Genomic DNA, 22,188 nt, shown 5'->3' with positions numbered 1-22,188 from the left:
CTAAGGTAAAAATGAGACTTAATTTTAAGTTTCTAAAAAAAATAAAATTTTAAATCCGTTAATTTTTACTTGCTCCCCATTAAAACACAAAAATTTAAGTAATTTTTTTCGATTTAAAAAAACGTTTATTTTAATTAAAAAAACGGGCTGAAACCCGCTTATTTACTCATTTTCCGGTAAAAATGGTGGAATTAAAAGAAATGCATATAAGGCATATATTTCATATGTATCATTAATTAAATCACTTAGTATTAATCTAACCATTTCCGTTATAGAATTTTTAATTTTAAAATTCAAATTGAAGGCATCATTTTTATAAGGAACAAAACAAATATAAATCTTTTTGCCTTTTTTTAAAATACCAATTTCCCTACTAGAAACATTATTTTTTAAATGATCTAAATACATTTCTGTAGTTAATGGAGTAGCGTACATTCTAGCCTTAATTTGATTGTCAGATTCTAAGTCAAATACTTTATTAAATTTTTTATTTTCGGTTATTACATTATTTAATTTCGGTCCAATACGGTTAATCATATTAAATGATCAATCCTTTTCGTTTTCTAAACTATTAATATCAATTTCTAATAACCCTATTTCTTTTAAAAATGTTTGAACATTTTTGCCATTGCCCCTTTGTCATCTAAATGTTGATGTCGAAACTTTAGTAGGTAATGATCTAATTGATCCACTAAACAAAAGAGAGCTTCTTATTCGAATTGCATCAGCTGGTATGGCATAACTACCTTTAAATTTATCAATGTTATTATTAACATCATTTTCAACATTTTCTAATCGAAGAAATGGATCTCCAACTTGTCATAATTCTTGATATATTTCTAGTAAATTAATTTTGCTTTTAACTGTTTCAGTAATTAATTTATTGGCGCTAATTGACAGCATAATCATTACAATTCCAATTAATATTGGCGAGGTTAAAATACCAATAAATCAGTATCATCATTTTAATCTTGTAAAATATTTTTTAGGTATTTCTTCATATGATTTTTCGATTGCTTTTTCAATTGGTCTTGCAACAATTTGAATAGCGTTTTTTTCAAATTCATCGTAATTTTTAATTTTCGAAACTTTTAACATTTTTGTCCTTAATTAACAATAAAACCCTCACTAGAGGGCTTAGTATTAGATGTCTAATGAAACATCTTTTTTATCTTCTGCACTTGCAACAAATAAAGGTAACTGAACTAATCGTTTTCATCCAGCCACTATACTTGCAGGTCAGGTAAATAAATCTTGATTGAACTGATTTACATTGGCATTGTAATTTCTTCTAGCAGCAGCTATTTCTTGTTCAATGTAACTTGCTTGACTCATTGTATCTTTATATAGTTGACTTGCTTTTAAATCTGGGTAATTTTCTGCCACAGCTAATAATCTTCCAAAAGCTGATTCAATTTTACCTTGAGCTTCAACTCTATTTGATTGACCGATATTCATATTTCTTAATTCAGTAACTTGATTTAAAACTTCTTTTTCGTATTTAACATAACTACGTGTTCCATCAACTAATTTTGTTAATGTATCTTTTCTATTTTTTAAATAAACATCAATTGATGAAGCAGCATTATTTATGTCCATTTGTTGTCTATTAAACTTGTTGCTTAATACTACATGAACAATTAACGTAATAAAAATAGTTAAAAATCAAGATATTATTCAAAGTATTTTACCTGCAGTACTTAATTTTGCTTTGTTATTAGCATTATTAACATTTGGGTTAAAGCCCTGAGGTTCATCAGTTGCTTGACGAGGATCTACTAAACTCATTATTCTCCTAAACGCACTTTTAAAATCTAAATATATTTTGTGCAAGTTTATTTTACTATAAATCTACAGTTGTATTTTCTATATCTAATATTAGTACAGGATTATTGCATTTAGGAATCCTAAAGAAAATATTTTAAAAAAATATCAATTTTTTAAAAATCTATAAACTAAAAAACATAAAATAAGTACATGCAATTTATTTATATGTTCACTGGAAATTTGAGAAATTTAATTTACAGCTATTTATGAACTATTTTTGCCCTATTAATAATTTATTATTTCATTTTGATTATTAATTACTCGGTTTTATTTTTTAAATCAAAAAAATGATTTATTGCATCTAATAATTCTGCAATTAGCAAACATGAGTTTTTGGCTATATCTATGAGTGTTCTCTTTTCGATAATGAGAACTAATTTATTTGAATATATTTTTATTGGAATGTTGCTGATTTTTTTTATTTATAGATTAATTCTAATAATTGCAAATAAAAAAGACAAACAACTTTTATCGTACTTTAGTCGCCTTATTCCACTTTTCATAACCTGTATGTTATTAGTATTTATTTTAAAATTTAATAACGGTTTTTCTTTTGCAAATGACCCAATTTTTAAAATGACAACTTACATAATCATATTAACCTTGCTTATTGGCGGGTATATATTTTTTCTTAAAAAATTTAAAGATAGTTCAAATTTAGAATGAAAATTAACAAAAATATTTATTTCATTTTTATTAATTGCATTTATGGGATTTATTATCGTAATAATAGTTTCAGGTTTTGTTATCTACTATGCTCAAAATCAAAATAACACTATGATGTTAAATATCATTGCAAACATAATTCTGTTTTCATTTATGTTTTTATTATTCATAGTATCAATAGCTGATATAACAATTAAATGAACATTAAAAAAACCAATCATTGCGATTGGCTAGGTCAATTTGTTATGGCAGGGGCTACAGGAATCGAACCCGTGCAAGCAGGTTTGGAAGCTGCGGTACTACCATTATACTAAGCCCCTAATATTATTTTCCTACACGGAAATGAACAATATCACCATCTTTCATTATATAGGTTTTACCTTCTAATTTTAATTTACCTGACTCTTTAGCTTTATTTTCACTACCAGCTTCTTTATAATCTTCATAAGATATAACTTCGGCTTTTATAAAATTCTTTTCAAAGTCACTATGAATTATTCCCGCGCATTGAGCTGCATTCATTCCGTTTTTAAAAATTCAGGCTCTTACTTCAATTTTACCTACTGTAAAAAAGGTAGATAAATTTAATAATTTAAAAGCTTCGAAAACTAATTTATTCAAACCTGAACTTTGTATGCCTAAAATTTCCATCATTTGATTTGCTTCTTCAGAATCATCTATTAGTGATAATTCTTTTTCTAATTGAATACTTAATGCAATTAAATCAGAGTTATTTTCAGTTGTGAATTTTTTTAAATTTTGGTAATGAATATTTGCTTCTGGATTTGCAACATCAAGACTATGAACATTGGCAACATAAATTTGTGGTTTTAATGTTAGCAACTGATATGACTTAACAATAGCCATTTCACTTTCATCAAAACTAAGAGAACTAAGCATTTTTTCTTGAGCTAATCAATTCTGCATTTTAGTAGCTATTTCAAATTCAATTTTTGCTTTTTTATCACTAGAATGTAATGCTTTTGATTTGACACGATTAATTACATTTTCAATAGTCGAAGCATCAGCTAGAATTAACTCTAAATTAATAATTTTAGCATCTCTAACTGGATCTACTGACCCAGAAACGTGCATTATATTTTCATCTTCAAAACATCTTATGACATGTACGATAGCATCTGTTTCTCTAATATTTGAAAGAAATTTATTTCCTAATCCTTCACCTTTACTTGCACCTTCAACTAAGCCTGCTATATCTACAAAATCAAATGTAGCAAAAACAGTTTTATTAGGTTCTGTGATTTTAGTTAAATACTCAATTCTAGGGTCTTGTAATTCAACATTAGCGACATTAGGTTCAATTGTTGTAAAAGCATAGTTTGCACTTTCTGCTTCTTTTTTTGTTAAGGCTGAAAATAACGAACTCTTACCAACGTTTGGCAATCCAACAATCCCGGCTTTTAATCCCATGAAATCTCCTTGCATTATTGTATATAATTTAAATAGTCTATATTTTATTATAGCAAAGGAGTGTTGATGCAAAAAATATATGTAGCGGGTGGTTGTTTTTGAGGTGTACAAGAATATTTTCGAAGAGTTAAAGGAGTTTTTAAAACTGAATCTTATTATTTAAACGGTGGTTTTGATAATGTTAGTTACAAGGAAGTTTGTTCAGCAAGCGGACATGTAGAAGCTGTTGAAATAATTTATGATGAAAATATTTTGAAAGTTAAAGACATATTTTATTTATTAACAAATATTGTGAATCCTTTTAGTTTAAATAAGCAAGGAAATGATGTTGGAATTCAATATCGCATTGGTTTCTATGTAGAAAAAGATCGTGCAGATGATCTTAATTTAATCCGTGAATATATCAAAGAATTCGAAACTAAATTTAATCAAAAAACTACTTTCGAAACTGAAATTGTAAAAGATAAAACTAGAGCCGAAGAATATCATCAAGATTATTTGATTAAAAATAAAAACGGGTATTGCCACATTGATTTAAGCAACATCCCAGATCAATTTTTAGATAAGTCTAAAATTTAAATTTAATGTAATTAATATTTTTTCCTTTAGAGGAAAATTTTTTTTCATATCCTGTTTGGATATTATTTATTTTATGTGCAACAATGTTTATATCCGTTGTTTTTTCAATAACATTTGCACCAAAATTATTTAGTGATTCTAATGTATATTCATATAAATCATTATTATCAGATTTAAAATGAACAATTCTGTTTTCATCTAATATGTTTTGATACAACTTTAGAAAATTTTCATGACTAAGCCTTCTAGAAGCGTGTCTTTTTTTAGGCCAAGGGTCGCTAAATGTTAATCAAATTTTTGAAATTTTGTTTTTAAAATATGATTGCAATTCTAATGCATCACCAATAATGAATTTAATGTTTTTAAGTTCTAATTTTTCAGCTTTTTTAATTGCATATGAAGCTGGCACTGCATATTTTTCAATCCCGATATAAAAATTATTTGGATTTAATTGTGCCATCTGAGTAATCATTTCACCTTTTCCGGTTCCGATTTCAATAATTGTGTTAACTGGATTGTCATATGGAAAAGAATTAATTGTATATTCACTTTCTAAAGCATGTTTTTCTTTTTTTGAATCATATCTAAGTCGTCCCATAATTAATTTATGATACAAAAAAATGGCCGAAGCCATTAAATTTGATTAAACTGTTTTCACTAATTTTTCTTTAGAAGCTAGTGTTCCTTCTTTTTTAGATCTTTCAACGTGGATGATTTCAACTAAATCATCACCACGGGTGTGTTCGCCATGTTTTTGGCCGCGACGATATGATTTAACTTCCTGTTCAACTTCTTGAACTGAATGTCCTTCGGCGATTTTTTCGCCAGTAGTTTTTAAAATTGCTTTGTACTGATACATAAACTACCTCCACTTATATTATAAAATAGCTAAATAAAAATATGACATTTTTTAGTCAAATGTGGAAAAAATCCACATTAAAAGAAGTTGAAATTGAATAAATTTTCATTTAAAACTTAATAAAAAATATAACTATATAATTGCGCAAATTTTCCACATTATATATAGATTAAATCATGTAACAAAAAATTTAGTTTGTATAATATAAATCATGGAAAGAAATAACAAAAAAGGAAAAAGTAAATTATTCAGTTTTTTAGTTGCTTCTTCATCAATTGTATTAGGAGCATCATTTGTTGGAGCAGGAGCGGTTGTAGCATTATATTTTACTACTGACATTTTTAAACAGCGTGCTCCGCAACTAGTTGATCAAACTAATAACGGTAAATTAGTTAGCTATGCACCAGAAAACAGTGTTAGCGTTTCGTGAAGTGCAAATTCTTCACTAGGAGCACAAAATGATGTTAATAAAACATGAATAATTTATGATTCATTTTCATCACAAGTAAGATACCCTGACAATACGACAAAAGATGTTCATTTCTTTTCTGAAAAAGAATTAGAAAAACTTCATCATATCATTTTAGATAGATTAGATTATGGTCCCGAAATATACGATTTAAAAAGAATTTCTTTTAACAACACTGATATTTTAGAAGCTGATGTAAATGGTCAATATATTCCGTCTACTCATGAAATTTTTATAAGTGTAAAAAATTACATTGCACTTGAATTAAATTTTGAACAAAAAGTTGATGCAGTTTTACCAACTATTTACCATGAATACTTTCATCATTTTGCAAATTCGTATTTACAAAATGAAAATGTTAATTTAAATAAAACTGATGGATTAACACCCACTTTACTTGATTCAATAAATGTTTCAGGAAATGATGTTAGCAGTAATAAAGTGCAATGAAATAGTAATTTTATTAATAAATTCCAAAGTAGTTTAAGTTATACAAATACAGCAGCTAACGGAAACTTAATTTTAAGTGGAAATATTAGTTTCACATGTTTATGTGGATTTGCATCTGCATCACATTTATATCGAATGGCTAATGATGTAAATTATTCAAACGATTTAATAGCAACAAATAATATGAGACTTGTTGCAAGCCCTTCAAATTTAACAAGCAATAATGATTCAGTTTTATATAGAGCAAGTCAGTTGGCTTATTATTATTCACAATCAGAACTTGTGCCAAGAGAATATCAAAAAATGGCTTATGTTCCAATTTATAATTCACAAAATTTTGGTAATACTACTCAAAATGCTTATGGTACTAGAATTGGTGCAAGCAATATTGCAAGTGATACATATTTTGAAGATTGAGGTAGAAGCACATATATTTTTAGAAATGCAAATAATGAAATGCTTTTTAATAGAAATCAAAATATTACAAATCCAGAACTAACTTATTTTGCTGCAAATAATGTCTTTGGCGGAACATTAACAACTGAACAAGGTACATATGCTTTTGAAGATAGATATAACGATTTATATGAAGCATATTTAGATGCTCTGGGTTATACAAATGAAATCAACCAAGTATATTTTTTAAATAATTCTACTGTTTTTAAAAATGCAACTACTAAATCTTTAAGCCCAAGTAATTTTGAAGAAGATAATTTTTATAAATTACGTTTTAGTGGATATTTAACTCGTGAAAAAGCCAATAAATACAAAGGGTTAGTATTATCAAATAATGGTTCTTACGTAGTTTATCCAATGCAGTATATAAATCATAATGCAACAAATAGCACAATAAAAGCAAGTGATCAACAACTACTTCCAAATTCTGATAATTTATTAAAACTTGGAGATCTAACTTTTAGAACAAAAAATTCTCCAACTGCATTAACTAAAAATGTTAGCCCGCTTAGTTCAAATTATTTAAATAATAAAGACAATGTAAATTCAACAATTTCTGATTCTCAAATTTCAACTTCAGATTTTGTAGCATACATAACTGATATTAATGCTGTACCAAAATCATTGAATAGATCTGTACTTTATTTTTGAGATGATAAAAATGAAAATAATAGCGTTGAACCAGATGAACTTTTCGCTCCTGAAATGAATAATAAATCAAGATTAATAAGCTCTTACCGGAGAACATTTGATAATTTCCTCGGTGCTTTTAGAACCGGATTAAGCAACTACAATCCAGTATTTTTTAAAATTGATTTTAATTCATTTGGAACATCTCAAATAATTCTATCTAAATACTAGTTATCTAAAAGGACTATTTATGAAAATAACACCTAAACTTCCAAAACCAAATACTTATATCGACATTCAAGCTTACAAATATGATGGTACATTATATCGTCAGTGAAATAAAGCTTTAGTGCTAAATAGTGATTCAAAATTAATTACATTATTTTTATATAAAAGTAAAGTTGTAAGTTTAAGTGATCGTAACTATGTTGTGTCAGAACCGCAAGTTATGGTTTTTTTTCCTGAAAAAAATTATAATGCTTTTTTTACTTTAAGACCTGATGGAAATTTTTTGTACATCAATATTGCTTCATCTTATCTTTTTGAAGACAATACAATGAAATATATTGATTATGATTTGGATATAAAAGATTATCCTGATCGTGATTTTGAAATCGTAGATACAAAGGAATTTCAAACAAATAGAATTAAACTAAAATATCCAGATGAACTATCTAAAATGATAATTCATAGTATTGAAGAATTGACAGATCAAAAACAGAAAAGAAGTGGCATTTTTAAGCCAGAATTTATTAACTCAATTGTAGAAGATTTGGTTAAAAGATACTTGTTAATTTTTAAAGAAAAAAGACTAAAAGACTTTGTAAAAAAATATACAAGAAATAATAACATCGAACCAGTTCATAAAATTAGAAATAAAAATAGTGTAAAAATTTATGTGTGTGGTCCTACAGTATATGACAAACCTCACATCGGAAACATGCGACCAATTTTAACGATGCATTATTTTGTTAAGGCATTAAATCTTCTTAAAAAGCCTACTTATTTCGTACACAATATTACAGATATTGATGACAAAATAATTGCTAAAGCAATAGAGCAAAAAACTACAGAAGATAAGGTGAGTGAAAAGTATTCAAAAGAGTATATTTCACTATTAAAAAAGTACCAAATTAATACAATAAGTAAATTGGTTTATGTTACTAAAAATCTTCCTAAAATAAATTCATATATACATAAATTAATCAAATCAGGGAAAACATTAGAAAACGAAAGAGGCATAATTTTAGATGTAAATAAAGTTACAAATTATGCAAAACGTGTAAACAGAAATAAACCTAAATACACTAATGAAGATAACTTTTATATTTGAAAAAAAACTGATGAAGGAAAACAATATAATTTTAATGGTATAGATGGCAGACCTGGATGACATACTGAGTGTGCAGCATTCATTAATGATTTTTTTGGAGGTCAAAAAATAGACTACCATGGAGGAGGAGTTGATTTAAATTTTCCTCATCATGAAAACGAAAATGCACAACATTATGCAATCCATAATGAAAATATAACTGACAATTGAATTCATACTGGACAAATATTTTGGAATAATGAAAAAATGTCAAAATCACTTGGAAATGTAATAAATGCCGATGAATTCAATGAAGATATTTTCAGACTAATAATTCTTTCATCAAACATTAGTTCACCAATTAATTTAACTACCGTTTTAATTAATCAACAAGAAACAATTTTAAATAAATATAAAAAGATATACTTTCAAGCTTTATTGACTAATTCAAGTTGTAATTTATTAGATGAAAATGTTATAGATACGGTAAAACTAATAACTGAATTTCAATATGGTAAATTTTTAACTTCAATTGAAAAAATGATAAAAGCATTCAATAAGTATAACGATTTAATAGTGTTGCAAAGAATTTATACATTAATGAATTTCATTCAATTTAGCTTTATAAAGGAAATTAATGATAATAAAGATTTATTATTTAAAACTTATGTACAGTGACAAAATTATTTAAAAACAGATAATTTTATAGAAGCAGATAAATTAAGAGATGTACTAATGAAATGGAATGTCATATAATGTCCAAAATTTATTTAAGTGGAAAAAATTCAGTTATTGACGCAATCAAAAATAATTATCCTATTGAAAAATTGATAATTGCAAAAGGCAAAAAAATTGAAATCAAAAATAATTTAAAAATTGAATATCATGATTATAAATTTTTAAATGAATTAGTACAAACTAACCACCAAGGATTTATCGCACAAATTAAAGAAATAAATTTTAAAAATATTGAACAATTAATTTCTACTAGCGAACCAGTAATAATATTAGATCATTTACAAGATCCGCAAAATGTAGGTTCAATATTAAGAAGTGCAAATGCTTTTGGATACAAAAATATAATTATTCCAAAAAACCGCAGTGTCACAATAAATGAAACAGTTTTAAAAGTTTCATCAGGTGGATTTGTAAATATGAATTTTCATATGTCTAATTCACTTATCAGTGATATTGAAAAAATGAAAAAAGCTGGATATTGAATTTATGCTACAAATTTAAGCGCAAAATCAATGGACATATCGAAAGTTAATTTTGACCAAAAAAGTGTGATTATAATTGGTAATGAAGAAAAAGGTGTAAATCACACTTTACTAAAGAATTCTGACGTTGAATTTAGTATTGAAACTATCGGGACAGTTCAATCACTAAATGTTTCAAATGCTTCGAGCATAATTTTTTATCACTTGTACAATTTTCTCAAGAAATAGTTAGTCAATTTTAGCCAATTTAGGAATAAAATTAACATGTATTCTATAATTTTAAATAGATTAAAAATTAATCAAAATTTTGTTGAATATCAGAAAGGAAATTATGAATTTATTCATAACAGAAAAAAAATACGATTTGACTCTAAAAGCTGCTTTTAGTAATGATAAAAGCATTGACTCAAACGTAGTTCAAAAAAACGGACAAGTAACTGAATTACTTGATAAAAATGTTGCTTTTTTATATTTAGAAGAAAATGATAAATTAAACGCAAAAGCTGTAGGAGAATTTATTAATGCTTACTTTATGAAAAACAGATTTGATTTTCAAATTGAGATGAAATCTTTTGAACATAAAGATATAGAAAAAAACAAATTAATAGAAATATTAGCAACAAGTTTAACTCATAAAAGTGTTGAGCTTTGAAATGTTAAAACAAAAAAATTCTATGAGCATTTAATTAAAGCAAGTTTACTATTTAAAGAATTACCTAAATCACACAAAGTTTTAGAAGCATTGCGTGAAAATTTGGATTTTACAAAACTTTTACAAAACATGCCACCTAATATTGCAAATAGCGAATGAATAGCTAAAAAAGTACAAGAGCATGCAAAGAAATTTGACAATGTTAAAGTTACAGTTTTAGGTAGAGAAGAAGCAATTAAAATGGGAATGGGACTTTATTTATCAGTAAATAAAGGAAGTATGTTTGAACCTCAAATTGTTGTTCTAGAATACAACAATAATCCTGATTCAAAAGACAAAACAGTTATTGTTGGTAAAGGTATTACATTCGATTCAGGTGGATATAACATTAAACCAGATAAATATATGACAAACATGAAATTCGACATGTCAGGTGCTGCAATTGCAGCAGGATCAATTCTTACATTATCTAAAACTAATGCTAAAGTTAATGCAGCTGCAGTAATGATGCTAACAGACAATAGAGTAAATGGAGATGCATCACTACCTGATTCAATAGTTACATCAATGAGCGGAATGACTGTTGAAATTAACAATACCGACGCTGAAGGAAGATTAGTTTTAGCTGATGGTATGACATATGCAATTCAAAAACTAGGTGCTACTGAATTAATTGATTTATCAACTTTAACAGGTGCAATAGTTTATACACTTGCAAATGAATATACAGGTGCTTGAGCTACAGATAATTTTGATTATGAAAATTTTGAAAAAGCTGCTAAAGATGCTGATGAAAAAGTTTGAAGAATGCCAGTTCATGAAAATTACTTTACCTTTTTAAAAGGCTCACCATTAGCTGATTTTTATAATACAGATTATTCAGGACTTGGTGGTTCAAATGCTGCTGCTATGTTCTTAATCCAGTTTGCGGAAAATGTTCCATATTTACATTTAGATATTGCAGGAACAGCTGAAGTTAAAGGTTTAGCAATGGCAGCAATGTTAAAAACAATGGTTAAATTCCTAGAAAGAAAAGGTAAATAATATGATTAATTTAGAATTACTAAAATCTAAGAATGAAAATCTTGTCTTAAAAGCTATCTTTAGTAAAGAAGCTGAAAAACATAAAATTGTTAAAAGACTATATGAAATCACAGAACATGTTGTAGAAAAAACAGCATATATTTATTTAGCTGAAAAAGAAAAATTTACAACTTGAAGATTGGTTAAAGCATTAAGAACTATTTTTTCTACATTATCAAAAGATATTACCTTAGACCTTGATTCATTTGTAACTCATAACATTAAATTAGAAGCAGTTTTAAAAGAAGCTATTATTTCATATGATTATGTTTCTGATAAGTTATATACAGAACGCAAAAAAGATGAAGATGAAAAAGAATACCATGTTTCATTACTAAGTTCAAAAGCTGATTCTATTAAAGACTCAAACGTTAGTTCAGCTTTAAGAATGGCTAAAGCAGTAAGTTTTGCTAGAACAATGCAATCTACACCTCCAAATATAGCTAATAGTGAATATTTAGCAGATGTTTATAAACAATTAGCTGAAGTTAAAGCTAAAAATGTTAAAGTTACAGTTTTAGATAAACAAGAAATTGAAAAAGAAAATATGAATTTATTTTTATCAGTTAATAAAGGTTCAGTTTATCAACCAAGGTTAGTTGTAATTGAATACATGGGTGATCCAAATAGTAAAGAAAAAACTGCTATTGTTGGTAAAGGTATAACATTTGATTCAGGTGGTTATAGTCTTAAACCATCAACAGGAATGCGAACAATGAAATATGACATGTCTGGTTCTGCTATTGCTGTTGCTGCAGTTGTTGCTGCTTCAAGAATGAATTTGAAAAAGAACTTTGTTGCAGTAGCTCCTTTAACTGATAACAGAATTAATGGAGATGCAAACTTACCAGATAATGTTGTTATTTCAAAAAGTGGTATTTCTGTTGAAATTACAAACACAGATGCTGAAGGTAGATTAATTTTAGCTGATGCAATTACTTATGCAATCCAAAATTTAAATGCAACTGAAATTATAGATATTGCAACATTAACTGGTGCAATTAAAATTGCCTTTGGAGATACTTATACAGGTGTTTTTGCAACCGATGATGCTGATTTTGAAAAATTCAAAAAAGCTTCTTTAGAAGTAAATGAAAATATTTGAAGATTACCTTTTGATCCTGCTTTTCTAAAAGCAACAAAGAAAACAAAAGTTGCCGATTTAGTTAATGCAGATTATCAAATGGGTGGTTCAATTAGTGCTGCAATGTTCTTAAATGAATTTGTTAAAAAAGAAGATAAGAACGTAAAACACATTCACATTGACATTGCAGGTACAGCAAAAGTTGGTGATGATTTTACCGCAGTAATGACAAAAACATTAATCCAATATTTAGCTTCAAAGTAGTTACTAAATATACTTAAAAACTCCACAAATTTCTTACGAATTAATGTGGAGTTTTTTAATTAAAAAAATGCCCATTGATAAATTGAGCATTATGATTTGAAATTAAACTTTCATTATTTGAATTTCTTTTTCTTTAGTTATGTCGACTATTTTTTGAATTCATTTATCAGTTTGTTTTTGGATTTCTTCTTTATAATTTTCGGCTAAATCTTTAGATAAATCTTCAGCTTTTGTAACTGCATGATTTGCATTTTGTCTAGCTAATCTAATTCCAATTTTTGCTTCTTCACTTAATTTAGCAACATTCTTAACCATCATTCTTTTTCGATCTGTAGTTAAAGGTTGAAATGTGATTCTAATTTTATCACCTTCATTTACTGGATTTATATCTAAACCAGAATTCATTAATGCTTTCATGATATCTTTAACTGATTCGTAATCAAAAGGTTTAATTAGTAATTGCATTGCTTCAGGAACCGAAATTGTTGCAACAGTTTCTAGTGGTGTTAATTCTTCATAATATAAAACTTTTACTCCTCGCAGCATAGCTGGATTTGCAGCCCCAGTTGAAATTTTTGATAGTTGCTTTTCAAAATGATTCATTTTTTCATCAATCATTTCTTGCATCTCAAGCATAATCAAATCAAAATCCATTATTTGTCTCCTTTAACAACTCTAGTTAATGTAATTTGGTCTGTAATTGCACGATAAATTGAATCTTTTTCTAAAAGGTTGAATACAACAATATCTAAATTATTATCTCTAGCCATTGATATAGCCGTAATGTCCATAACTTTTAAGTTATCTTCAATAATTTTGTCATAAGTTATTGTTTTATAGTGAGTTGCATTTTTATCAATTAAAGGATCTGCTGAATAAATTCCATCTACATTATTTTTACCCATTAAAATAGCATCAGCTTTTATTTCACTTGCAAATAATGTTGAAGCTGTATCTGTTGTAAAATAAGGTCTTCCTGTTCCGCCTGCAAAAATAACAATTTCTTTATTATCTAAATATTTTATTGCTTTTTCATTAATATAATTTTCAGCAACTCTATTATCAATATTTAAAGATGATTGCACTCTTGCTTTTAAACCAATTTTTTCAAAACCAGATTGCAATGCTAAAGCATTCATTACTGTTGCTAGCATTCCGATGTAATCGGCTCTATTTCTAGGAATTCCATTTTTTTCAGCTGAAGAACCTCTTCAAAAGTTTCCGCCACCAACTACAATTGCTATTTCTAATTTTGCTTCAACTAATTTTTTCAATTGTTCTGCAATTCTAGATACTAATCTATTGTCAATTAATAAACTATCAGTTTTATTTGCTAATCCTTCACCAGAAAGTTTAATTAATACTCTTTTATATTTTGTATTCAACTTCATATTTTCACCTTTATCGACTTCTATTTCCGAATTACCATCATTTAATTTTTCTGCAATATCAACTAATTTTGCTAAACCTTTTTTATAAGCATCAGCAACAGCAGCTTTACTAATATTTAAGATTTGTGCAATTTCGCTATAAGAATAATCTTCATATCAACTCAATGATAAAACATTCTTTTGACTTTGGGGTAAGAAACTTTGATAAGTATCAAACAAATGGAAATATTCTTCTTTATTTAATTTAGGCATTATTAATTTCACTTTCAATTACATCTTTGGCCATTGCATAAATGAATGCATCTAAATCGAATTCTGATAAATCATCAACTTTTTCACCTAGACCAATATATTTAACATATAAATTAAATTCATCTTTTATTGTTAAAACAATTCCACCTTTTGAAGTACCGTCCATTTTAGTTAAAACGATTCCGGTTAGTTTTGTAACTTCATTAAAAGCTCTTGCTTGACTTATACCATTTTGTCCAGTTGTTGCATCTAAAACTAAAAGTGATTCATCAATAGGTCTTTCAATAAACTTTTCAACTATTCGATTTATTTTTTCAAGTTCATTCATCAAGTTAACTTTATTTTGTAATCGTCCGGCAGTGTCAATAATAACTAAATCATATTTTTCATTTTTACCTTTTTCTAATGCTTGAAAAACAACACTAGCAGGATCTTGATTTTGTTTTTGCGCTACAACAATGTCAGCACCAACACGTTGCGCTCAAATTTGCAACTGCTCTGCTGCTGCAGCTCTAAAAGTATCAGCAGCTGCTATTAAAACTTTTTTACCTTGTTTAATAAATAAATTAGCAATTTTAGCTATAGAAGTAGTTTTACCGCTTCCATTGACTCCAACCATCATGTAAACATTCATTTTAGTTGGATCAAAACTTAATTCTGTATTTATGTCATCTTGATTTGCATATAGCAAGAACATTTTATCGATAATGATTTCAGCTACCATTTTAGGATCTTCAATATTTTGTCTTCGTACTGTTTGCTTAACTTCGTTTAGTAAAACTTGTGTTAATTTTAAACTTACATCTGACATTATTAAAATTTCTTCTAATGATTCAAAATAATCTTCATCTAAAACAATGTGATTTTTTTCTAAATCTAATAAAGCTTTAGAAAATAAATTATTGCTTTTAGCTAAACCGGTTACAAATTTTTCAACCTTAGTATTTTTTTCAATTTCTTTTTGTTCTTCTTTTGCTAATTTGTCTTGAACTTTTTTTAATTTTAATTGTTCATCTTCCAAGTTTCTAGTTGGAGTTGATTTAGCCATTTTTTTTGCAAGCTTAGCTTCAACTTTAGCATTTTTTTCTTCTAATTTTTGTTCATCTGTTTTAAGTGTGAACAGCTTATCTTTTAACTTCTTGAAAAAACCCATAATTAAATTATATTTTATACCAGAAATTGTAATTATTTTAATGAAAGGAATGCAAAAATCTATTTATACCACTTTATGCTAATTTTATTTACTAAAAAAATATAAAAAATAATTACCACTAATTAAAAAAATAAAAAATGTTAAAATTTTTTTATGAATAAAGAAATAAAAGAATTACACCCACACTTTGAATCAGTTGTTTACACTGAAGATCAAATAGAAAAGCGCATTAAAGAATTAGCGCTTTGAGTTGATGAAACTTATAAAGACTCAAAAGAATTAGTTATCGTCGGCTTATTAAAAGGTTGCTTACCGTTTTTAGCTCAACTTATCAAAAATGTAAATACCGACCATGCCATTGATTTTATGATCGCTTCATCATATGAAGGTGCAGATAAATCAAGTGGTTCTGTAAAAATAATATTAGATCTTAAAACAGATATATTCCAAAAAGATGTTTTGATTGTTGAAGATATTGTTGAAAGCGGAATTACTTTAAATAAAGTAATGGATTTACTTAAATCTAGACAACCTAAATCAATTAAAATTTTAACATTAGTAGATAAACCAAACTTTAGAAAGCAAGCAATTGTGCCTGATAAAAGTGGATTTGTTTTAGATAAAAAACTATTTTTAGTTGGATATGGACTTGACTATAAAGAAAAATATCGAAATGTTCCTTACATAGGAGTATTTAATAAAAAATATTTATAAATTTCAATAAAGGAGTATCTATTATTTAGATATTTTTTATTGCAAATTTAGCTTAAAAACTACATAAAAAATTCATAAATTAATTGGTGTTAAATTTTAATTTTTTTTATTTACAAGGTGCAATTTATCTATATAATAATGTAGCTTTAAATGCAAATACCGTGCCGATTTAGCTCAGTGGTAGAGCAGCTGGCTGTTAACCAGTTGGTCACAAGTTCGAATCTTGTAATCGGCGCCACGGCCTATTGGTGAAGCGGTTAACACACATGGTTTTCATCCATGCATTCACGGGTTCGAGTCCCGTATAGGTCACCATTTTGGAGAATTAGCTCAGCTGGGAGAGCAACAGCCTTACAAGCTGTGGGTCGTGGGTTCGAGCCCCTCATTCTCCACCATTTTGCCGACTTAGCTCAGCAGGCAGAGCAACTGACTTGTAATCAGTAGGTCGTCGGTTCGATTCCGACAGTCGGCACCATATAGCGGAAGCTACCACAAGCGCGAGTGGTGGAATTGGCAGACACGCTGGTTTTAGGCACCAGTGCTTTATCGCGTGAGGGTTCAAGTCCCTCCTCGTGCACCATATCATTAGTGATTTCGTTTGTTTTTTATTTATATTTTATTTCTCAATGCTTAATGCGTTCCGATCCTCACTAATGGCCAAAATAGCTCTCTCAGGAGAGCTTTTTTGAAGGTTATAATTTCAATATGTTTAATGTTAAAAAATTTAAAAAGCGAGCTAGAGGAAATTTAATCGCAATTATATTTGCTACTATTTTTCTAATTTTTTCTATAGTTTTACTTAGTCAAGAAGAAAATGTTCGTAATTGAATTTTAAGCTGAAATATCCCATCAACTATTCCAGAAGAATTAAGAATTTTTATCGTCGATAATCTTTTCTTAGTTTTTAAATTAGTTGCAGATAGTGGAGCTTGATTAACAATATTAATAATTGGAATAAGAACCTTATTTATGTTATTTTCGTTTAAAAATCTTTTTTTGTTATTGAGATTTCTTTTATTTTTTCAATTAATCTCTATTCTTTCTTATTTTTTACTTAGTGGTTTGTCTTACATTCATTCAATTGAATTCTTAGGTTATTCTTTGCCTATAATCATATTTATCTTATTGATAACCACTTCTTTCATACATATAATGGCCAGAAAAATTTCTTAACTGGCATTTCAAAACGGTTTTGTAAATTGCATGAACCGTTTTTTTTATTAACTTTTATGACTAAATTTAATAGTTAATCTTTAAATAAACAAAAGTTAAAATTTTTAAAAATTTAGCAAAAACATATTATTTTGCAATTTTAAGCACATTTTTTCACTTTTTTACTTTAATAGTACTATTATTTTAATGTAATAAAATTTAAACATATTGTAAAGGATGATTATGAAAAAATATGATGTTGTTGTTGTAGGTGCTGGTCCAGGAGGATATTCTTTAGCAGCTAGATTAGGAATGAATGGCAAAAAAGTAGCTATTATAGAAAGAAATAAATTAGGAGGAACATGTGTAAATATTGGCTGTGTTCCAACAAAATCATTAATAAATAGTGCTAGATTAATTGGTGAATCAAAGGAATTTGAAAAATTTGGATTAAATGCTTCAGGATATCACCATAAACTAGAAAAAATAGTTGAAAACGCTGCTAATATTTCAAAAACTTTAAATGGCGCAATCGCTAATGCTTTAAGTGGTGCAGGTGTTGAAGTATTTTTAGGTAAAACTGCAAAATTTATTGATAAACACACTATTGATTTAGAAGGTACAAAAATTAGTGCTGAAAAATTTGTTATTGCAACGGGTTCAAGAAGTAACCAATTTAGTGTTGAAAATTCTTATGAAGCAGCTAAAGTAGGAAAATTAATCCACTCTACTTCTGCTTTAAAATTATCAGAATTGCCTAAAAAATTAGTAATTATTGGTTCTGGTATTATTGCGCTTGAGTTTGCTTACTTTTATTCAACCTTAGGAACAGAAGTTACATTATTAGAATACGGTGCTGTAGCAATGCCTGCATATGATTCTGATTTACGAGAAGAAATTCAGAACATGTTATCTGAATCAAAAGTGAAAATTTTAACTGAAGTTCGATTTGAAAAGTTTGACGAAAAATTAAACTTAGTAACAACAATTCAAGGTAAAAAACAAGTTTTTGAAGCTGATAAATTTTTTGCTGCAGTTGGTAGACATGCAAATAGCGAATTGATAAAAGGGATAGTTGATCTAGATCAAAGAGGAAACATAATTGTTGATGAAAATCAAGTTACTTCAGAAAAACACATTCTTGCTTTAGGAGATGTTACTGGTAAAAAAATGCTTTCATCTGTTGCCTACAGAATGGGTGATGCAGTATTTCAAAATTTAATGGGAATGCCTATAGATAAAGTAAATGTTGATCACATTCCATCAAGTTTATATTTATCCTTAGATGTAGCTTCAGTAGGACTAAATGAAAAGCAACTAAAAGATAAAGGAATTGAGTACAAAGTCTTAAAAGTTGGTGCAGGTAATCTTCCAAGAATGCATGCTGAACAAAACACAAAATTTGGATTTTTAAAACTTTTAATTGATCCTAAAAAAGATGCTTTATTAGGAGCACATATTATTTTAGATGGTGCATCATTAATCATTAACACACTTGCTTTAGCAGTGAGCGGGAAAATTAAATTAAAAGATTTAATGACAATTGGTTATACACATCCAACTATTGCAGAAGCAATTTATTATGCACTTGCAAGTCACTACTTCGGTAAAAAATAAATTTTTTAAAGCGAACTCTTGAGTTCGTTTTTTAATCACTAAAATAAACTTTAATATCCCTGGAACTAATATATTTAAAGCAAAACAATTACTTAAAATTAAATGGCTTAGAATAAATGGGACATCTCAAATTGCAAGTATAATTAAAAAATGTTTTATTTAATTTGAAAAGAAAAAGGTGAATCATCATTTTCTGCAATTTCAAAATTCAGAAGAGAAAATGACATAAAAAAAATTGGTCACACAGGAACATTGGATCCATTAGCTGATGGTTTATTAATTGTCGCAACAGATAGAGACACAAAATGAATTCCATATATTGATAATTCCTTGAAACAGTATTATGTTGAAGCAACACTTGGTTATTCAACAACTACATATGATTCAGAAGGCGAAATTGTAAATTCTTCAAATAAAAAAGTAAATTTAGATAATGTTATCCAAGTCATTAATTCTATACCTAAACAATTTGAACAAGTTGCCCCAAAATATAGTGCCAGAAAAATAAATGGTAAACGAGCTTATGCATTAGCAAGACAAGGAATTGATTTTGAAATTAAGCCCAATACTGTACAAATAGAAAGTATTTCAAATTTGAAATTTGATTTTGAAAATCAAGTTATCAAATTTGATGTTTTAGTTAGTAAAGGAACATATATCCGTTCGTTAGTTCATGAAATAGGTTTAAGACTTGAAACATTTGCAACTATGACACATTTAACTAGAACTAAATTAGGAAAATTGGATAAAGATAAATTAGGAATTATCCCCTTAAGAGAATTACTAGAAATACCTATTTTGACATTAGATAAGGAATCAATTAATACAATTCATAATGGTATAAAAACTAAATTAAATATAGAAGATGGAATTTATGTTTATAAAGATGATGAAAGTATTATCGGTGTAATTGAAGTTCAAAACGGAATTGTTAAATTAAAGAAAAGAATTTTACTAAATAAGGAATAAGAATGTGAACAGTTAAATTTAAAATGAGAACCGAAAGCGAATTTAAAAAAGCTCAAATTTTTTTGAATGATTGAGTAAAAAAAAATTTAGTTACTTTTACAAGTAATGACCTATCTTTTATATTAATAATCCGTTATGATAAATCATTAATTAGAGAAGAAAATTTTTTAACATTATTTGAAGAAAATGATTTGGAATACGATTTAATTCATTAAACAAAAGATAATGTAAAACCAATAATAAATGCAACAATAACAGGAATTAAACTAACTGCAATATATCAAAGTCAACTTCTTATTTGCGCATAACGTAAGTTGTGCTTGTTGTATTCAACATTTAAATAAAAGCGGTCGATTAATCTTTCATCGCTTTTTTTAATTTTGAATTTTATGTTTCTATTGTTTTCACTAAAACGTTTACTATTAAAAACTTTTTGATTTAATCAGTAATAAAGATGAGGTAATAATAAAAGTGAACCAACTATTAAAAATGTTGCCGAAGTAATTTTTAAATAAGAATCACTAACACTTTTACTAACAAAATAAGTAATTAAAAATAAAACTAATTCAAAAAACAGTAATCCGAATAATCAAAAATAATAGGACATATTAAAAAATTTCTTTACGTGATCATTATGTTTTTTGCTCATATTATTTAATAATACATGATTACAATTTAAAAGCTAAGATTGACAAAAAAGTGTTTTTTTACAGTAACTAAAAAAACGGTCGATTTTGCCTTATTGATGTATAATTGCAATATGTTAGTAACTAAATTAATGAAAATCAGCTATATGCAACAAGCTACTAAAATTAATTTACTATTCGCGAAACGAGTAGTAAAGGTCTTTGGTTTTCAATAATTTAATTTATTTAACAAAAAACACAATGGGCCTAATCGTAATTATGCCCATTTTTTATTTATAAGGAGAGTGTATGATATTGAATGAAGATAAAATACTATTTCATTCAACTAAAATAGAAAAAGTAGATGACCCACTTGCGAGGATATTCAATTTTCAAAATCGCTATTGAGCAGCAATTTTTACCGCTCTAAAAATTTTAATTGAATTTGTTGTTATTTCTTTCATAGTCGTAACAATAGTATTTTTCTTACTGGGTTCAGTTCCCGGTTCTACTTCATTGACATCGGGTTTAAGTGAATCACAAGCTATTGCTATAAAAGCAAAATATGGTTTGGATTTACCATTAGGTCAAAGATACTTAAAATATTTAGGAGATTTATTTCAGGGAAACTTTGGAATTAGTTTATCTATTTTTCCAACTGTAGAAATAAGTCAGTTTATTTGACAAAGATTTGGAACTTCGTTTTCTGTTGGTATTATTTCGGTATTTGTAACTATATTAATAGGAATTCCACTAGGAATTCTTGTTGGTAGAAAACCAGGTGGACTTTTAGATAATGCTTCAACATTATTAATTTCTGTTTTAGTTTCAGTTCCATCAATAGTTTTTTCATTGATTTTATTATTAATCGGAAGATCAATAGGAATACCATATATTTTTGATCAAGCTAATTTTGCAACATATATCTTGCCAGTATTAGCTTTATCATTAGGTTCGATAGTTATCTATGTTCGCTACATAAGAACAGAATTGAACCGAGAACTAAATTCTATGCATGCAAAATTTGCATATTTAAAAGGTGTAAGCAGAAATAGATTTGTTTGAATGCATGCTTTAAAACCTTCATTATTCCCTATTGCAACATTTTTCCCAGGTGTTATTCTAGGTTCATTTATAGGTTCACTATTTATTGAACAAATATTTTCAATACCTGGTTCTGGTGGATTATTTTTAAACGCAATACAAGGGCAAGATTTTTCAATTGTTTTATTTTTAACAATCGTATTTGTTTTTTTAACAATACTTTCATATACAAGTCGTGATATTTTATATAGATTGATCGATCCAAGAATTAGAAGAGGAGGTCATTAA

Annotated in this window: 22 protein-coding genes and 6 tRNA genes; 18 read left to right on the top strand and 10 right to left on the bottom strand. The window is 27.3% G+C overall.

Annotation, left to right across the window (positions count from 1 at the left end; genetic code table 4):
• Positions 1-162: 162 nt before the first annotated feature.
• Both CG473_RS03545 and CG473_RS03540 read right to left on the bottom strand, forming a co-directional pair.
• A complete protein-coding gene (locus CG473_RS03545; protein WP_094254935.1) occupies positions 163-1,098 on the bottom strand; it encodes a DUF3137 domain-containing protein in 936 nt (311 codons plus the stop codon).
• A gap of 45 nt (positions 1,099-1,143) precedes the next feature.
• Positions 1,144-1,788, bottom strand: coding sequence for a LemA family protein (locus CG473_RS03540; RefSeq protein WP_094254934.1), 645 nt, complete (start codon positions 1,786-1,788; stop codon positions 1,144-1,146).
• 384 nt (positions 1,789-2,172) lie between these two features.
• On the opposite strand from CG473_RS03540, the gene CG473_RS03535 reads away from it, so the two are divergent.
• Entirely contained in the window at positions 2,173-2,727 is a 555-nt protein-coding gene (locus CG473_RS03535) for a 7TM diverse intracellular signaling domain-containing protein (RefSeq protein ID WP_133509996.1), read from the top strand.
• A gap of 12 nt (positions 2,728-2,739) precedes the next feature.
• On the opposite strand, the gene CG473_RS03530 is transcribed toward CG473_RS03535, so the two are convergent.
• Positions 2,740-2,813, bottom strand: a tRNA-Trp gene (locus tag CG473_RS03530).
• Positions 2,814-2,817: 4 nt separating this feature from the next.
• Positions 2,818-3,924, bottom strand: a complete 1,107-nt coding sequence (ychF, locus tag CG473_RS03525) for a redox-regulated ATPase YchF (RefSeq protein WP_094254932.1) — start codon at positions 3,922-3,924, stop codon at positions 2,818-2,820.
• A 66-nt stretch (positions 3,925-3,990) separates the two neighbouring features.
• Here ychF and msrA point away from each other — a divergent pair, with 66 nt between their 5' ends.
• A complete protein-coding gene (gene msrA / locus CG473_RS03520) occupies positions 3,991-4,503 on the top strand; it encodes a peptide-methionine (S)-S-oxide reductase MsrA (RefSeq protein ID WP_341799055.1) in 513 nt (170 codons plus the stop codon).
• On the opposite strand, the gene trmB is transcribed toward msrA, so the two are convergent.
• Entirely contained in the window at positions 4,493-5,137 is a 645-nt protein-coding gene (gene trmB / locus CG473_RS03515) for a tRNA (guanosine(46)-N7)-methyltransferase TrmB (protein ID WP_243720105.1), read from the bottom strand. The two genes, msrA and trmB, sit on opposite strands and share 11 nt — an antisense overlap.
• Positions 5,138-5,146: 9 nt before the next feature.
• A complete protein-coding gene (locus tag CG473_RS03510) occupies positions 5,147-5,362 on the bottom strand; it encodes an MAG6790 family protein (protein ID WP_094254930.1) in 216 nt (71 codons plus the stop codon).
• Positions 5,363-5,573: 211 nt separating this feature from the next.
• Here CG473_RS03510 and CG473_RS03505 point away from each other — a divergent pair, with 211 nt between their 5' ends.
• From CG473_RS03505 to CG473_RS03485, 5 genes are all read left to right on the top strand, one after another.
• Positions 5,574-7,598, top strand: coding sequence for an MYPU_1760 family metalloprotease (locus CG473_RS03505; RefSeq protein ID WP_094254929.1), 2,025 nt, complete (start codon positions 5,574-5,576; stop codon positions 7,596-7,598).
• 19 nt (positions 7,599-7,617) lie between these two features.
• Positions 7,618-9,435: a DUF402 domain-containing protein gene (locus CG473_RS03500; RefSeq protein ID WP_094254928.1), complete on the top strand. Its 1,818-nt coding sequence runs from the start codon at positions 7,618-7,620 to the stop codon at positions 9,433-9,435.
• Positions 9,435-10,127, top strand: a complete 693-nt coding sequence (rlmB, locus tag CG473_RS03495; RefSeq protein ID WP_094254927.1) for a 23S rRNA (guanosine(2251)-2'-O)-methyltransferase RlmB — start codon at positions 9,435-9,437, stop codon at positions 10,125-10,127. The genes CG473_RS03500 and rlmB overlap by 1 nt, the downstream gene beginning before the upstream one ends.
• A gap of 103 nt (positions 10,128-10,230) precedes the next feature.
• Complete coding sequence (locus CG473_RS03490) at positions 10,231-11,595, top strand: M17 family metallopeptidase (protein WP_094254926.1); 1,365 nt, start codon at positions 10,231-10,233, stop codon at positions 11,593-11,595.
• Position 11,596: 1 nt separating this feature from the next.
• Positions 11,597-12,982: a leucyl aminopeptidase family protein gene (locus CG473_RS03485; protein ID WP_094254925.1), complete on the top strand. Its 1,386-nt coding sequence runs from the start codon at positions 11,597-11,599 to the stop codon at positions 12,980-12,982.
• 102 nt (positions 12,983-13,084) lie between these two features.
• On the opposite strand, the gene CG473_RS03480 is transcribed toward CG473_RS03485, so the two are convergent.
• Genes CG473_RS03480 through ftsY form a run of 3 tightly spaced genes read right to left on the bottom strand, consistent with a single transcriptional unit; the run spans position 13,085 to position 15,778 of the window.
• Complete coding sequence (locus tag CG473_RS03480; protein WP_094254924.1) at positions 13,085-13,636, bottom strand: ribosome-recycling factor; 552 nt, start codon at positions 13,634-13,636, stop codon at positions 13,085-13,087.
• On the bottom strand, positions 13,636-14,625 hold the full coding sequence (pyrH, locus tag CG473_RS03475) for a UMP kinase (protein ID WP_341799056.1): 990 nt from the start codon (positions 14,623-14,625) through the stop codon (positions 13,636-13,638). The genes CG473_RS03480 and pyrH overlap by 1 nt, the downstream gene beginning before the upstream one ends.
• Positions 14,618-15,778, bottom strand: a complete 1,161-nt coding sequence (gene ftsY, locus CG473_RS03470) for a signal recognition particle-docking protein FtsY (protein WP_094254923.1) — start codon at positions 15,776-15,778, stop codon at positions 14,618-14,620. Before ftsY ends, pyrH begins: the two co-directional genes overlap by 8 nt.
• A 153-nt stretch (positions 15,779-15,931) precedes the next feature.
• Between ftsY and hpt the strand changes: the two genes are divergently transcribed.
• The 10 genes from hpt (at position 15,932) to CG473_RS03415 (ending at position 20,445) form a co-directional block, all read left to right on the top strand.
• The gene (gene hpt / locus CG473_RS03465; RefSeq protein WP_094254922.1) at positions 15,932-16,492 is read left to right on the top strand and encodes a hypoxanthine phosphoribosyltransferase; all 561 of its coding nucleotides are present in this window, start codon (positions 15,932-15,934) and stop codon (positions 16,490-16,492) included.
• 163 nt (positions 16,493-16,655) lie between these two features.
• Positions 16,656-16,730 (top strand) — tRNA-Asn (locus CG473_RS03460).
• A gap of 1 nt (position 16,731) precedes the next feature.
• A tRNA-Glu gene (locus tag CG473_RS03455) sits at positions 16,732-16,807 on the top strand.
• Positions 16,808-16,811: 4 nt separating this feature from the next.
• Positions 16,812-16,887, top strand: a tRNA-Val gene (locus CG473_RS03450).
• A gap of 4 nt (positions 16,888-16,891) precedes the next feature.
• A tRNA-Thr gene (locus CG473_RS03445) sits at positions 16,892-16,967 on the top strand.
• A 20-nt stretch (positions 16,968-16,987) separates the two neighbouring features.
• Positions 16,988-17,072, top strand: a tRNA-Leu gene (locus CG473_RS03440).
• A gap of 125 nt (positions 17,073-17,197) precedes the next feature.
• Positions 17,198-17,665, top strand: coding sequence for a hypothetical protein (locus tag CG473_RS03435; protein ID WP_094254921.1), 468 nt, complete (start codon positions 17,198-17,200; stop codon positions 17,663-17,665).
• Positions 17,666-17,887: 222 nt separating this feature from the next.
• The gene (locus tag CG473_RS03430; protein WP_166623202.1) at positions 17,888-19,261 is read left to right on the top strand and encodes a dihydrolipoyl dehydrogenase family protein; all 1,374 of its coding nucleotides are present in this window, start codon (positions 17,888-17,890) and stop codon (positions 19,259-19,261) included.
• A gap of 150 nt (positions 19,262-19,411) precedes the next feature.
• Positions 19,412-20,230, top strand: coding sequence for a tRNA pseudouridine(55) synthase TruB (gene truB, locus CG473_RS03420; protein ID WP_094254918.1), 819 nt, complete (start codon positions 19,412-19,414; stop codon positions 20,228-20,230).
• Between the two features lie 2 nt (positions 20,231-20,232).
• Complete coding sequence (locus CG473_RS03415; RefSeq protein WP_094254917.1) at positions 20,233-20,445, top strand: hypothetical protein; 213 nt, start codon at positions 20,233-20,235, stop codon at positions 20,443-20,445.
• On the opposite strand, the gene CG473_RS03410 is transcribed toward CG473_RS03415, so the two are convergent.
• On the bottom strand, positions 20,442-20,879 hold the full coding sequence (locus tag CG473_RS03410; RefSeq protein WP_133509997.1) for a hypothetical protein: 438 nt from the start codon (positions 20,877-20,879) through the stop codon (positions 20,442-20,444). The genes CG473_RS03415 and CG473_RS03410 overlap by 4 nt on opposite strands.
• Positions 20,880-21,165: 286 nt before the next feature.
• Between CG473_RS03410 and CG473_RS03405 the strand changes: the two genes are divergently transcribed.
• Positions 21,166-22,188 (top strand): ABC transporter permease, encoded by a 1,023-nt coding sequence (locus CG473_RS03405; protein WP_094254915.1) that lies wholly within the window; start codon positions 21,166-21,168, stop codon positions 22,186-22,188.

The organism is Mycoplasma testudineum, assembly GCF_002245785.1.
Classification (GTDB): domain Bacteria; phylum Bacillota_I; class Bacilli_A; order Mycoplasmatales; family Metamycoplasmataceae; genus Mycoplasmopsis_B; species Mycoplasmopsis_B testudinea.
This window is presented reverse-complemented; position numbering and strand designations above follow the sequence as displayed.